Raw genomic sequence first — 13,498 nt, 5'->3', positions numbered from 1 at the left:
TTAGAGGATTTGAGAATTAGAAAATTCCATTTCATCTTCAAATCTTCAAATTTTCGAATCTTCAAATTGAACAATGGCTGGAATTTATATTCACATACCTTTTTGTAAACAAGCCTGTCACTACTGTGACTTTCATTTTTCGACTTCGGTAAAGAAGAAGCCGGAGATGGTGAAGGCGATCTGCAAAGAGCTGGAGCTGCGAAAGGATGAAATAAAAGATGAGGTAGAGACTATCTACTTTGGAGGCGGGACTCCGTCGTTACTTTCTGCCGAAGAATTACAGCAGATCTTCACTGTTATTCATGACTACTATAAAGTCACCAAAGATCCGGAAATAACTTTGGAAGCTAACCCCGATGATCTTACTGAAGAAAAACTGAAGATGCTGGCAGCTTCTCCTGTGAACCGGCTGAGTATTGGAGTGCAATCTTTTTTTGAAGAAGACCTTAAGCTGATGAACCGTGCACATAATTCAGCTGAAGCTTTGGAATCAATCAAAATGGCAAAAAAGCATTTTGAGAATATCTCCATTGATCTCATTTACGGTATCCCCGGGATGAGCAACGACCGCTGGAAGGAAAATCTTGATATTGCCCTTGAGCTTGGAGTGCCACATATTTCCAGTTATGCTCTCACCGTTGAACCGCGTACCGCCTTGAAAAGCATGATAGAAAAAGGGAAGATAGCGCCGGTAGAGGAAGAGGCTGCAAAAGAGCAGTATGAGATCATGATTGACAAATTAGCAACTGCCGGCTTTGATAATTATGAGTTTTCCAACTTTGGAAAGCCCGGCTACTTTTCCCGGAACAATACCGCATACTGGTTTGGGAAACCTTATTTGGGGATAGGGCCATCGGCACATTCTTTTGATGGATTTCACAGAAAATGGAATGTTAGTAATAATACACTCTACATCAAGGCGCTTCAAAAAGGGGAAATCCCGGCAGAGGTTGAGAAGCTTTCCATTACCGACAGGTACAATGAGCTCGTAATGACCCGCCTGCGAACCAGGTGGGGGATTTTAGTAGATGAGGTGGAAAGGAGCTTTGGGAAAAAATATAAAGATTACCTGCTTCGGGAAGCTGCCGCTTTAGTTGATGACGGAATGCTGGAGTGGGATCAGGAGAGGTTGCAGGTTTCCAAAAAAGGGAAATTTTTGAGTGATGGTATTGCCTCGGAGCTATTTTGGGTGGAGGAGTAAAGTAACTAATCTGTCACCCTGAATTTATTTTCAGGATCCTTTTGAAATGGAATCTTGGTAAGAGATGCTGAAACAAGTTTGCATGACGTGGTACAATGAACCCGTCACCCTGAACTTGTTTTAGGGTCCTTGTAAACTATGATCTGGTTATGAAAAACAGCTTTGTTTACATCCTTTCGAATGAGAGGAGATCCATGCTATACATTGGCGTTACTACAGATCTTTATAAGCGAGTAGTTGAGCACAAATCGCGTAAAGGTTCTATTTTTACAAAAAAGTACAACTTAAAAGTTCTTGTTTATTTTGAAGAGTTTTCTGCAATTTATCAGGCAATAGCAAGAGAAAAGCAGTTGAAGAACTGGCATAAAGAATGGAAGTGGAACTTGATAAAGCAGTTAAATCCAGAATTAGAAGATCTTTTTCACCAGATCGGGCCTTAAGAGATGCTGAAACGAGTTCAGCATGACGTGGTACAAAGAACCCGTCACCCTGAATTCATTTCAGGGTCCATTTGAATTGGAATGTGAAAGAGATGCTGAAACGAGTTCAGCATGACGACAGAAAAGGCCTCCGTCACCCTGAATTTATTTCAGGGTCCTTTTGAAATGGAATGTCGGTAAGAGATGCTGAAACGAGTTCAGCATGACGTGGTACAAAGAACCCGTCACCCTGAATTTATTTAAGGGTCCATTTGAATTGGAATGTGAAAGAGATGCTGAAACGAGTTTAGCATGACGACAGAAAAGACATCCGTCACCCTGAATTTATTTTCAGGGTCTTCTTCTATCACCAAAAAATTAATCCCATTATCTTTGATTCAACTATAGGATTTCAATATGCAGGCCCTAATAATATACAATCAGCAACAATACCAAATTGACCTCTCCAAACCCCTGGATATTTCCCTGAGTTTACGGGGAGACGACAAAAATCCCGTTGCCTGGTATCTTAAAGCACCAAGAATTGCACCTGTACAGGAAGGAAACTGGATTGGGAAAGTGAGCAAAGGTGGATCTGTCAACTTCAATAATATCTATTTCAATCCGCACGGGCATACTACCCACACCGAATGCGTGGGGCATATCACCCCCGAGTTCCACAGCATCAACGAAAGTCTCAAAACCTTCTTTTTTGCCGCTAAACTGATCTCAGTGGAGCCTGTTAAGATTAACGGGGATGAGGTGATCACTAAAGAGCAAATAAAAGCACATTTTAGTAAAGAGGAAGCCCAGGCGCTTATCATTCGTACGCTTCCTAACAGCATTGCCAAGCGCAGCAAACACTATTCCCATTCCAACTGGCCTTACTTGCAGGAAGAAGCGGCAATTTACATCCGGGAATGCGGCGTGGAGCATTTATTGATCGATCTGCCTTCTGTTGACAGAGAAGAAGACGGCGGAAAGCTGCTGGCGCATAAAGCTTTTTGGAATTATCCAAAAAATGTCCGACTTAATGCGACTATAACAGAACTTGTTTACGCTCCTTCAAGAATTGAGGACGGATTCTATTTCCTCAACCTCCAACCCGCATCTTTTGAAAATGATGCTGCGCCTTCCAAACCTGTACTTTATAAACCTGAATTAAAATGAAAACAACTTTAAAACTTGAAGAGCTTACAATGCTCCTTCTGGGAATCTATGTCTTTGGATTTCTGCATTACGAATGGTGGTGGTTTTTGGTGTTGTTCCTGGGACCAGATCTCGGGATGATTGGTTATGCCTTTGGGAATAAAGCCGGAGCAGTTTTATACAATCTTTTTCATCACAGGGGATTGGCTATTCTTATCTTTCTCGCGGGTGCCTTTTTTCTTATTCCGGTGTTGCAGTTGGCTGGTGTCATTTTGTTCTCCCACGCTGCTTTTGACAGAATGCTGGGCTACGGACTTAAGTACAAAAAAGGCTTTAAATATACCCACCTGGGGGAAATTGGAAAAGAGAAAATGACAAAGAAGGAACAGGGTCCTCAACTGTCCTGAAGTTCTTATCTTTGGGCTATGGATATTGAGGCCGTTAGAACTTATTGTTTAGCTAAACGGGGCGTGACCGAAGAGTTGCCTTTTGGTCCCGATGCTCTGGTATTCAAAGTGGCGGGGAAAATGTTTGCACTGGCAGCCCTGGAGACGATTCCTTTTCGGGTAAGTCTTAAATGTGATCCCGAAAAAGCGCTCTCACTTAGGGATGAATATCCAGATCATATTGAAGGCGCCTATCACATGAGTAAAAAACATTGGAATAGCTTACAAACAGAGAGCCTTCCGCCAAAATTAGTCAAAGAACTTATTGATCATTCTTACTCGCTGGTGGTCTCCGGTCTTTCAAAGAAACTTCAGCAGGAATTACAAAATTTATAGATTTAGATGCAGGATCCCGCAATTTTTTATAATGCCCAGATAGAGAAATATCGTACTCAGCTTCATGCTGCTTCCCGCAAACTGGGTTTATCCAGTTTATTGCGACTCCTTATTTTTTTGGCGGTGGCCTATGCTGTTTACGCCTTTTGGGGAAATTCTACTGCTGTTATTGCTTCCATTCTTGTTGGGATCGCGATCTTCATACTACTTGTTTCCAGGCATTCCGATCTGCGGTACGAGCGGGATAAATTCCGGGAGTTAATAAGGATCAATGAGACCGAACTGGAGGTCCTTAAGAGGAATTTTCATCAATTACCCACAGGAACTGAGTTCGCCGATCCATTACATCCATACAGTCAGGATATCGATCTTTTCGGGAAAGGTTCTTTTTTTCAGTATTTGAACCGTACAACGCTGCTGGAAGGAAATGATAAGCTCGCACAGTTGCTGCTTTCAAATGATATTGATAATATCAACCTGAAGCAGGATGCTGTAAAAGAGCTGGCTGAAAAAGCCGACTGGCGACAGAATTTCTCTGCCCTGGCTACGCTTGTAAAAACTGAATCCAGAACAGCTGTAATAACGGGCTGGCTTAACAACTACAAAGGTTTTGTTCCCGGCTTTATGAAGTGGCTTCCTTTACTTTTCTCTACCATTTCGGGGGTTGTCATAGCTGCTTATTTTCTTGATTTGATTGGGGGAATTGAACTGGCGTTATGGTTTTTTGCAGGCCTGCTCATCACAGGATTTTTCCTAAAGCGCATTAACCTGCTCTCTTCCAGTGTAAGCAAGGTGCAGGATACTTTTCACCAGTATTACCAATTGCTCGGCCTTATTGAAAACACCACTTTTGAATCTGAATTGCTACGGAAGAACAAGGATGAGATAGCTTCCGAAAAACAGAAGGCTTCTGCCATCCTTAAGAAATTTTCCAAAGCTATAGATTCTTTGGACCAACGCAACAACATGATCTTTGGAGTTCTTGGGAATGGTTTTTTGCTGTGGGACCTGCGTTATTCCTGGAAACTGGAAAAGTGGATCCAGGAACATGGACAGGTGGTCCAAAAATGGTTCCGCGCGATAGAATTTCTGGATGCCTATAATTCCCTTGGGAATTTTGCCTTCAATCATCCCGTTTATGTTTTTCCCGAACTGCATCACGACTCCCATATTTCTGATGCCACTCAACTCGCACACCCTTTATTGGATCCCGAAAAGCGGATTGCCAATAACTTTTCTATAGAAAAAGAGCAATTTTTTATCATCACCGGTGCGAACATGGCCGGGAAAAGCACCTTTTTGAGAACTGTAAGTTTGCAGATCCTTATGGGAAATGTCGGTCTTCCGGTTTGTGCCACTTCCTGTCATTACACACCTATAAAGCTTATCACCAGTATGCGCACAACAGACTCGCTTACAGATGATGAATCCTATTTCTTTTCTGAATTAAAGCGGCTCAAGTTTGTAGTGGACGAGATCAAAACCGATAAATATTTTATTATTCTCGACGAGATCCTTAAGGGAACTAACAGCACCGATAAGGCAATCGGGTCCCGAAAATTTATAGAAAAGCTTGTTCGCTCCAATTCCACGGGAATTATCGCTACTCATGACCTTAGCCTTTGTGAAGTGACAGAAGAGCTGCCGCAGGTAAAAAACTACTATTTTGATGCCGAGATCATCAACGACGAACTTAATTTCGACTACCGCTTTAAGGAAGGAGTTTGCCAAAATATGAATGCTTCTTTCCTGCTGAAAAAGATGGAAATTGTTGACTGAAGTTAGATTTTAGAATTGCGAAATTAGAAGTGGTTGTCACCTCGAGCGGAGTCGAGAGGTCTCAAAAGTTTTGCGCGGATTTGCAATCCGTGCCGCCTAATTTTGTCAGGTCGAGCGAAATCGAGACCTCTGGAATAATCTTGAACCTTGAATTTTGAACCTTGAATTAAAAGATGGATAGTTTAACTCAAATAGTACTCGGTACGGCAGTAGGCGAAGCAGTTCTTGGACGTAAAGTGGGGAATAAAGCGATGTTGTATGGAGCCATTGCCGGTACCATCCCCGATCTCGATGCACTTGCAGGAAATTTTACAGACACTATTACTGCGATCGAGGTCCATAGAGGATTTTCACATTCCATAGTTTTTGCAGTACTGGCATCGCCTGTTTTTGGTTACCTTATCTCCAGGATCGAAAGGAAGAGCGGCTTAGGCTGGAAGGACTGGTCATGGCTTATGTTCTGGGGACTGTTCACACACCCTATACTCGATTCATTCACGACCTGGGGAACGCAGCTATTCTGGCCGCTGGACATAAGGCTTGCATTTAAAAGCATCTTTGTAATTGACCCTTTATACACCCTTCCCTTTCTTACTTTTCTCATTCTGGCCATGCGCAGGAAAAAAGAGGATCCAAAAAGGGCAAAATTCAATCGTCTTGGTTTAATAGTAAGTACGGGTTATTTAATGCTTACCCTGGTTTTGAAATTCACGGCTCATCAACAGTTTAAAGAAAGCCTGGAGCAGCAGGGAATGTTTTATTCCCGGCTTGATACACGTCCCACGCCTCTTAATACCATTTTATGGGCAGCCAATGCCGAAGCAGAGAACGATTTTCTCATTGGCTATTATTCTTTTTTTGATGAGGAGATGATAAGGTTTGAGGCGGTGCCAAAGAACTGGCATTATCTTGGGAGTCTCAAAAAGGATAAAAATGTGCAACGTTTAATTGAAATCTCAAAAGGCTGGTACACCATTTCAGAAAAGGACGGATTTTTATATTTTAATGACCTGCGTTTCGGAAAGCTGAATCCTTCAGACGAAGATTCGAACTTCGCCTTTAGCTATAAGCTAATTCCGGAGGAAGGGACTATAAGGGCCGAAGAAGAACCAAAAAGTCCCGACGATGGAAAACAGATCCTTCTTGATCTTTGGGAAAGGATCAAGGGTAATTAAATTTAAGTAACTGCAAATGCAATAGGTTGTATTTAATCTTCTAAAAAATTTGATTATGAAATACCCTTTTTGGAGCCTCATACTTTTTGTCTTTTTAAATTTTCAGGTCTTTAGTCAAAATCCTTCCAAAGCCCTTGATCAGGTTATCGAAAAGGTGGATGAGCACGAGGGTTATGATCAAAAAGCTTATCCGCTGGGCCTGTATACTGAAGAATATTATAAAAACGAAGCAGAATTTGCGGCAGAGCGGCTTAAAGAGCTGGGAAAGATCAATAGAGAGGAATTATCTGAAACCGAAAAGATCTCTGCTGAACTTTTACGATATAAGCTTCAGGAAGCTGTGGATTTTTATGAGTATGAGGCGTATTTAAATCCGCTGTTATCAGATGCCGGATTTCATGTGAGCTTACCTTATCATGTGAGGGATTTTAGTAATTATAAACAGGTGAAAGAATACCTGGATAAGCTAAATGCAATTCCTGCGTACGTAGATCAACATCTTGGGTTGCTTAGAAAAGGGATCAAAAAAGGTATTTTGCAGCCAGCTGTAATATTCGAGGGTTATGAATCAACTTACAACGACCAGCTCGTTGATGATCCCAAAGAAAGCTATTATTATTCTCCATTTCTAAACCTTCCGCCAATATTGAGTCGGCAGCAAAAGGATTCTGTATTAAAGGCAGCAGAAATCGCTGTTTCAAATAATGTAATCCCACAATTTAGGCGTATAAAAGCCTTTTTTGAAGAGGAATACCTTCCGGCAGCCAGGAAGAGTATCGGAGTTTCAGAAGCTCCTCGCGGCAGGGAATTTTATCAAAACCGCCTGAATTATTATACTACATTAAATCTTTCCGCAGAAGAGATCCACCAGAGGGGTCTTGAAGAAGTGGCCAGGATCAATGCCGAAATGAAGAAGATCATTGCAGAGGTAGAATTTGAAGGCAGCTTTGAGGATTTTATTCACTTTCTGCGGACAGATAAACGGTTCTATGCGGAGACAGGAGAAGAGCTGTTAAAGGAAGCCAGGGATATTTCAAAACGAATTGACGCGCAGCTGCCCGCCTACTTTAAAACGCTCCCCAGAAGACCTTATGGAGTGGCCCCGGTTCCCGATGCTATTGCACCAAAATATACCACCGGGCGTTATATTGGCGGGGGAGATGATACGCAACCGGGATATTATTGGGTGAACACTTATAACCTCCCGAACCGGCCGCTATACGTGCTTCCGGCATTGACCGCACATGAAGCAGTACCGGGTCACCACCTTCAAATCTCACTGAACAAGGAATTGGGAGATAGTATTCCAAAATTCAGAAGGAACTTCTATTTATCGGCTTTTGGAGAAGGTTGGGGTTTATATTCTGAAGCTCTAGCCGAAGAAATGGGTATCTACAGGACTCCTTATGAGCGTTTTGGGAAACTCACTTATGAGCAGTGGCGTGCCGGCCGACTGGTGGTTGATACAGGAATTCACGCCATGGGCTGGACCAGAGAACAGGCGGTGGAATTCCTTCGTTCAAACACTGCCCTTTCCATGCACAATATTAATACAGAAGTGGACCGCTATATCTCCTGGCCGGGACAGGCAGTTTCTTATAAGATTGGTGAAATGAAAATAAAGGAGCTGAGAAAAAAGGCTGAAGCCGCTTTGGAAACTGACTTTAATATCAGGGAATTTCATGAAGTGATCCTGGAGCAGGGAACTGTTACTTTACCTATTATGGAGGAAATGGTTGAGGCTTATATTGAGAGGAGTTTAAAATAGTTAAGACAGGAGATCGCTGCGCTGCTAGAATCAAGAACCAAGACTAAAATTCACGCTATCAAAATTTGGGAACAGAGCTGGCGCGGATCTGTGATCCGTGACGTTGCCTTTTGTTGTATTTTCAATTTTATTTATTAGAATGCTCAGCACGGATTACAAATCCGCGCTATCCTTGAGTCGAACTACAGGGTTGGCGCGGATCTGTGATCCGTGACGAGTTATTATTATTTTGTTGTACTCAGCACGGATTGCAAATCCGCGCTATCGTAATTTGGAAATAGAGTTGGCGCGGATCTGTGATCCATGCCGTGAAACCATTTTAAAGTTTACTTTTGCACAAATCGTTATTCCATGAGCCTAGAGCAAGATTTATTTCAAAGAAGCGGATCCCAGTGTGAACTTTGCGGTTCAAAAGATGATCTACAAGTATACGCAGTTCCAGATTCTCCAGATGGACTTGAAAATCACATTCTTATTTGCGGTATCTGCAAAGAACAGATAGAAGAGCCCGAGAAAACAGATCCCAAACACTGGCGTTGCCTGAATGACAGTATGTGGAGTTCTGTGCCGGCAGTACAGGTGATGGCTTGGAGAATGCTCAACAGGTTGAAAGGTGAAGGCTGGCCGCAGGATCTACTGGACATGATGTACATGGAGGAGGATCAACTGGCGTGGGCCAAAGCGGGACAGGCAACCGGAGAAACTTCCGGGGGTGTGGAACACAAAGACAGTAATGGTGTTACTATCGAAGCAGGGGATACTGTTGTTTTGATCAAAGATCTTCCGGTGCGGGGCTCCAGTCTTGTGGCTAAAAGAGGAACTTCGGTAAGAAGAGTCTCCCTGGTTCACGACAACCCCGAACAGATCGAAGGTAAGGTGGAAGGTCAACAGATCGTTATCCTTACGAAGTTTGTAAAGAAAGTTTAGGATGGAAAGCCTTTACCCGTCCTTCTGAATTTATTTCAGGTTCTTACATGTTTAATTTTCATTTCTCCTGGAACCTGATACAAGTTCAGGTTGATGAAAACAGAGCTTTAGGTTCTTGATAAGAAAAGACCTCATAGGTTTCCAAAACCTGTGAGGTCTGCTTTTTATTTTTTATTGTCTTACAGTCCCAATAGCTATAGGGACGGTAAGGTCTACTTTTTTTTATTTCTTATTATCGGATATTCTTACAGTTTTTTTGGAACCATCATCCTTCACATTAACCTTGAGATTCCTTCCATCATTTTCCTGTACTACTTTTAGAGCTTCTTTTCCTGAAACTTTCTTTCCGTTATAGAAAAATTCAGCGTCCTCGTTCATCCATTTTTTAATGGCCTCCTCGGGAGATGGCGGGGGTGGATGGGGAACAGGTAAATCTTTTATTTCTTGTGCAGGAGGTGGTGGAGGAGGAGGTATTTGCCCATCTTCGGAAACGGGTGGAGCGGGAGGTGGTGGAGGTGGAGACGGAACTTCTCCATTCCTTTCTCTGGAAGTTTTGTTTTTGGAGTGATTTTCAACCTCCTCAATAGTTATGATATAATTAGGATTAAGGTCAGGGAATTCTTCAGCTTCTTTTTTTTGTGCAGGAGTCATGATACTGTAGATGTATTTCATTCTTTTCCAAACCTCAACTTTCACGAAGGCATTTTTATTTTCATTGTTATGCTTCGCCCACTTGTTGTAATCTGTCACCATTTCGGGCGTGGCTTTTTCCTGAAATAATTCGTCGTTCGGTTTATATTCTTCTAACATTATTGTTTCGCGGCTACTAAAACTGTAGAGCAAAATAGCAAGGAGAGGCAGGAAAATAATTGTCCGCACCAAAATGGCTTTTTGAGAGGGTTGTTTTTTCATAACTGTAAATCGTTTTTTGATTGACTGATAATTGATTGAATTGACAAGATTGTTCTGCTCTCCCGATGAAAATGAAAGCAGGATTTCCTGATAAAGACCTATATTCTCTGCTTTCTGTAATGCTGCACTATCGGCAAGAAATTCATGATTAAGCCTCACAGCCTTTTTTAGCAGATAAACCAGAGGGAGGAACCATAGCAATACCTGCAGTAATTCCATGAACAGAATATCGGCAGTATGTTTTTGCCTCACATGGGCCAATTCGTGATCCATTACTTCCTGCGGAATTTGATCGTTCTCGAATTTGTTCCGGTTGAGATAGATATAGCTCCAGAAAGTGTGCGGACTTATATCATCTTTTAGAAGGACATGAGTGGCCTCTAAAGTTTCAACTTTTGGATTGTTTCTTGCCCTTTTCAGAAGAGAGTTCAGATTTATAAGGAATCTGCTTCCGAAGAAAATGAGACCCATTATATAGAAACTGCTAAGCAGTATTTCAAAAAGTGGGAAATTGGCTGCTGCTGTAGAAATGGAGACTTCGCTAAGGGAGGCCGTACCTCTCGAAGAAATTATTACATATTCGGGAAAGCTAATGGCCGGAATTCCAAAGGAAATAACTGGTACCATAAGAAGGAAAAATCTCTTAAAATTGTGCATGTTTTCCTTTTCCAATAATAGCTTGTAGAACAGAAGCAATATTGAGAGGCAGGCGACAGCTTTTAAAAAATAGATTTCCATGACTATTTGTTTTTAATTTCCCGGTCAATAAGGCTTCGTAATTCCTCAAGTTCTTTCTTGGTAAGATCGGTCTCCTGGGTGAAGAATGAGGCAAATTGTGAAGCAGAATTGTTGAAGAAATTCTTGATCATCCCGTTGACTTGTTTGGAAAAGTAGTCTTTCTTCCTTACCAAAGGAAAATACTCTCTGGACCTGCCATATTGCTTGTAATCTACAAAATTTTTATCCTGCATTCGCTTGAGGAGGGTGGCGACTGTGGTCTGTGCCGGTTTTGGATGAGGATAAGCTTCAATGAGATCCTTCATAAAAGCTTTGTCCTGTTTCCAGAGGATCTGCATGAGTTGTTCTTCAGCCTTTGATAACTGCATTTGTTCTACAACTTTAGATGTATATCTACAAATGTAGAATAAATATTTAATTCTACAAACATAGAAGGTGAAATTTTCGAAGAATGATCTGCGATATTTTCCTAGTCTAATGTTTATCAGGCTGTAACATAAAGCTCTGAAGGCTTAAATAAGATCTTGCAGGTGAGGTATGAAAAAAAATAGAAACCCTGTCGGTGCATCAAGCCGCTGACAGGGTTTATTAGGAATAGTAGAAAAACTTTAATAAAAAAACCTAACAGGTCTCTGAGACCTGTTAGGTTTGAATTTAGTTTTTATAAAAACTGATCATTGATCACCGACCACTGATCACTACTTTTCCGCTTGTTTTAGCTTTGTGAAATGCTTGTAGAAAAGCGGAATAGTTTCAATTCCCCTTAAATAATTCCATATTCCGAAGTGTTCATTTGGAGAGTGAATGGCATCTGTGTCAAGTCCGAAGCCCATCAGGATGGTCTTGCTCTTTAATTCCTTCTCAAAAAGGGCAACTATGGGAATGCTTCCTCCACTGTGCTGCGGAATTGGATCTTTCCCGAAGGCTTCAGCATAAGCGTCATTTGCAGCCTGATATTCCAGGGTATCAATAGGAGTTACGTAAGCCTGGCCACCATGGTGGGTATTCACCTCTACTTTTACACTTTTTGGTGCGATTTTTTCAAAATGCGCTTTGAACAGAGCGCTGATCTCTTTCCAGTCCTGATCTGAAACCAGTCTCATAGAGATTTTGGCATACGCTTTTGAAGGCAACACAGTTTTAGCACCTTCGCCCGTGTATCCGCCCCAAATCCCGTTTACATCCAAAGTTGGACGGATAGAAGCACGTTCCAGCGTGGAGTAGCCTGCCTCGCCATGAACATCATCAATATTTAGCTTTTCTTTATATTCCTTAAGGTCAAAAGGTGCTTCGGCCATTTTGGTACGCTCCTCTTCACTGTATTCAAGTACTTTATCATAGAATCCGGGAATGGTGATGCGGTTGTTCTCATCCTGCAGGGAGGCGATCATCTTTGCCAGCACATTTATAGGATTGGCCACGGCGCCTCCGTAAAGTCCGCTGTGAAGATCCCGGTTAGGACCGGTGACTGCGACCTCCATATAACTTAATCCCCGTAATCCTGTAGTAATGGAAGGAGTGTCTTTAGCGATCATCCCGGTATCGCTAATTAGAATTACATCATTCTGCAGCTTTTCCCTGTTCTTTTCAATGAACCAGCCCAGGTTTTCACTTCCAACTTCTTCTTCTCCTTCGATCATGAACTTCACATTGCACGGAAGCTTATCGTTTTTGGTCATATACTCCAGTGCTTTGACGTGCATGTACATCTGGCCTTTATCGTCACAGGCTCCCCGGGCAAAAATGGCACCTTCGGGATGGATTTTAGTTTCCTTAATTACCGGCTCAAACGGTGGGCTCTCCCATAGCTCCACAGGATCTGGGGGTTGAACATCGTAATGACCATAGACCAGGACCGTAGGAAGATTTTTGTCGATGATCTTTTCTCCATAAACTACAGGGTGTCCCGGGGTTTCATGCAGCTCTGCTACATCGCAACCGGCATCTAGTAAGCTTTGTTTAACAGCTTCGGCAGTATTTAAAAGATCCTTTTTATACTTGGAATCGGCACTTATAGAAGGAATTTTTAGTAATTGTATCAACTCATCAATAAAGCGCTCCTTATTGTTTTCAACGTAGTCTTTTATTTCTTGCATGTTGTGTCTTTTGGTTATAAGTAAAGGTAAAAAATAGATTTTAGATAATGAGGGTGAGACCGGAGAGAAGCTTTCAATCCTCATATCTTGGATCTCAAATCTGAGAAGAAATTTTTTTGCTGTTGACAGGAAAAAAATTTCCTTTTCCTATTTGCAAATTCAAACTTATACTTATATTTGCATCCGCTTACAACAAGCAAACATATTGAAATTACCAACGCGGGCGTGGTGGAATTGGTAGACACGCTAGACTTAGGATCTAGTGCCGCAAGGTGTGAAGGTTCGAGTCCTTTCGCCCGCACAGAAAGCCTCTCAGAAATGAGAGGCTTTTTTATTTTCAGTTATTTCAAAAGATTCTTCGGGCGAAAGGGCGAGAAGTTTATCCCGAGCGCAGTCGAGGGAAGTCCTTTCGCCCGCACAGAAAGCCTCTCAGAAATGAGAGGCTTTTTTATTTTCAGTTATTTTCAAAAGATTTTTCGGGCGAAAGGGCGAGAAGTTTATCCCGAGCGCAGTCGAGGGAAGTCCTTTCGCCCGCACAGAAAGCCTCTCAGA

Annotated in this window: 12 protein-coding genes and 1 tRNA gene; 10 read left to right on the top strand and 3 right to left on the bottom strand. The window is 42.1% G+C overall.

The genetic code is table 11. The annotated features are described in order from the left end of the window. The first annotated feature begins 73 nt into the window (after positions 1-73). From hemW to OU683_RS03150, 9 genes are all read left to right on the top strand, one after another. Positions 74-1,201: a radical SAM family heme chaperone HemW gene (hemW, locus tag OU683_RS03190; protein ID WP_268135081.1), complete on the top strand. Its 1,128-nt coding sequence runs from the start codon at positions 74-76 to the stop codon at positions 1,199-1,201. A 149-nt stretch (positions 1,202-1,350) separates the two neighbouring features. After that, on the top strand, positions 1,351-1,641 hold the full coding sequence (locus tag OU683_RS03185) for a GIY-YIG nuclease family protein (protein ID WP_268135079.1): 291 nt from the start codon (positions 1,351-1,353) through the stop codon (positions 1,639-1,641). Positions 1,642-2,037: 396 nt separating this feature from the next. After that, the gene (locus tag OU683_RS03180) at positions 2,038-2,790 is read left to right on the top strand and encodes a cyclase family protein (RefSeq protein WP_268135077.1); all 753 of its coding nucleotides are present in this window, start codon (positions 2,038-2,040) and stop codon (positions 2,788-2,790) included. Beyond that, on the top strand, positions 2,787-3,176 hold the full coding sequence (locus OU683_RS03175; protein ID WP_268135075.1) for a DUF4260 domain-containing protein: 390 nt from the start codon (positions 2,787-2,789) through the stop codon (positions 3,174-3,176). The genes OU683_RS03180 and OU683_RS03175 overlap by 4 nt, the downstream gene beginning before the upstream one ends. Before the next feature lie 18 nt (positions 3,177-3,194). After that, entirely contained in the window at positions 3,195-3,551 is a 357-nt protein-coding gene (locus OU683_RS03170) for an MmcQ/YjbR family DNA-binding protein (protein WP_268135073.1), read from the top strand. A 6-nt stretch (positions 3,552-3,557) separates the two neighbouring features. Continuing rightward, the gene (locus OU683_RS03165) at positions 3,558-5,330 is read left to right on the top strand and encodes a MutS-related protein (protein WP_268135071.1); all 1,773 of its coding nucleotides are present in this window, start codon (positions 3,558-3,560) and stop codon (positions 5,328-5,330) included. A gap of 173 nt (positions 5,331-5,503) precedes the next feature. Beyond that, the gene (locus tag OU683_RS03160) at positions 5,504-6,505 is read left to right on the top strand and encodes a metal-dependent hydrolase (RefSeq protein WP_268135069.1); all 1,002 of its coding nucleotides are present in this window, start codon (positions 5,504-5,506) and stop codon (positions 6,503-6,505) included. A gap of 55 nt (positions 6,506-6,560) precedes the next feature. Next, positions 6,561-8,273, top strand: a complete 1,713-nt coding sequence (locus OU683_RS03155; RefSeq protein WP_268135067.1) for a DUF885 domain-containing protein — start codon at positions 6,561-6,563, stop codon at positions 8,271-8,273. Between the two features lie 351 nt (positions 8,274-8,624). Then, positions 8,625-9,200: a PhnA domain-containing protein gene (locus OU683_RS03150; protein WP_268135065.1), complete on the top strand. Its 576-nt coding sequence runs from the start codon at positions 8,625-8,627 to the stop codon at positions 9,198-9,200. A gap of 222 nt (positions 9,201-9,422) precedes the next feature. Here OU683_RS03150 and OU683_RS03145 read toward each other — a convergent pair whose 3' ends face one another. From OU683_RS03145 to OU683_RS03135, 3 genes are all read right to left on the bottom strand, one after another. Next, positions 9,423-10,850, bottom strand: coding sequence for a M56 family metallopeptidase (locus OU683_RS03145; RefSeq protein WP_268135063.1), 1,428 nt, complete (start codon positions 10,848-10,850; stop codon positions 9,423-9,425). 2 nt (positions 10,851-10,852) lie between these two features. After that, the gene (locus tag OU683_RS03140; RefSeq protein WP_268135061.1) at positions 10,853-11,218 is read right to left on the bottom strand and encodes a BlaI/MecI/CopY family transcriptional regulator; all 366 of its coding nucleotides are present in this window, start codon (positions 11,216-11,218) and stop codon (positions 10,853-10,855) included. A gap of 330 nt (positions 11,219-11,548) precedes the next feature. Further along, positions 11,549-12,946, bottom strand: a complete 1,398-nt coding sequence (locus tag OU683_RS03135; protein ID WP_268135059.1) for a dipeptidase — start codon at positions 12,944-12,946, stop codon at positions 11,549-11,551. A gap of 219 nt (positions 12,947-13,165) precedes the next feature. Here OU683_RS03135 and OU683_RS03130 point away from each other — a divergent pair. Beyond that, positions 13,166-13,247 (top strand) — tRNA-Leu (locus OU683_RS03130). The last annotated feature ends 251 nt before the right edge of the window (positions 13,248-13,498 follow it).

It is taken from the genome of Salinimicrobium sp. TH3 (genome assembly GCF_026676115.1).
GTDB lineage: Bacteria > Bacteroidota > Bacteroidia > Flavobacteriales > Flavobacteriaceae > Salinimicrobium.
Note: the sequence above shows the minus strand (reverse complement) of the source record. Positions and strands in the feature narration are given on the sequence as shown.

Bases quoted from the DNA above. Each gene is read 5' to 3' on its own strand.
- OU683_RS03155 (WP_268135067.1), top strand. From the start codon at position 6,561: ATGAAATACCCTTTTTGGAGCCTCATACTTTTTGTCTTTTTAAATTTT.
- OU683_RS03180 (WP_268135077.1), top strand. From the start codon at position 2,038: ATGCAGGCCCTAATAATATACAATCAGCAACAATACCAAATTGACCTC.
- OU683_RS03165 (WP_268135071.1), top strand. From the start codon at position 3,558: ATGCAGGATCCCGCAATTTTTTATAATGCCCAGATAGAGAAATATCGT.
- OU683_RS03135 (WP_268135059.1), bottom strand. From the start codon at position 12,946: ATGCAAGAAATAAAAGACTACGTTGAAAACAATAAGGAGCGCTTTATT.
- OU683_RS03150 (WP_268135065.1), top strand. From the start codon at position 8,625: ATGAGCCTAGAGCAAGATTTATTTCAAAGAAGCGGATCCCAGTGTGAA.
- OU683_RS03160 (WP_268135069.1), top strand. From the start codon at position 5,504: ATGGATAGTTTAACTCAAATAGTACTCGGTACGGCAGTAGGCGAAGCA.
- hemW (WP_268135081.1), top strand. From the start codon at position 74: ATGGCTGGAATTTATATTCACATACCTTTTTGTAAACAAGCCTGTCAC.
- OU683_RS03175 (WP_268135075.1), top strand. From the start codon at position 2,787: ATGAAAACAACTTTAAAACTTGAAGAGCTTACAATGCTCCTTCTGGGA.
- OU683_RS03185 (WP_268135079.1), top strand. From the start codon at position 1,351: ATGAAAAACAGCTTTGTTTACATCCTTTCGAATGAGAGGAGATCCATG.
- OU683_RS03145 (WP_268135063.1), bottom strand. From the start codon at position 10,850: ATGGAAATCTATTTTTTAAAAGCTGTCGCCTGCCTCTCAATATTGCTT.
- OU683_RS03170 (WP_268135073.1), top strand. From the start codon at position 3,195: ATGGATATTGAGGCCGTTAGAACTTATTGTTTAGCTAAACGGGGCGTG.
- OU683_RS03140 (WP_268135061.1), bottom strand. From the start codon at position 11,218: ATGCAGTTATCAAAGGCTGAAGAACAACTCATGCAGATCCTCTGGAAA.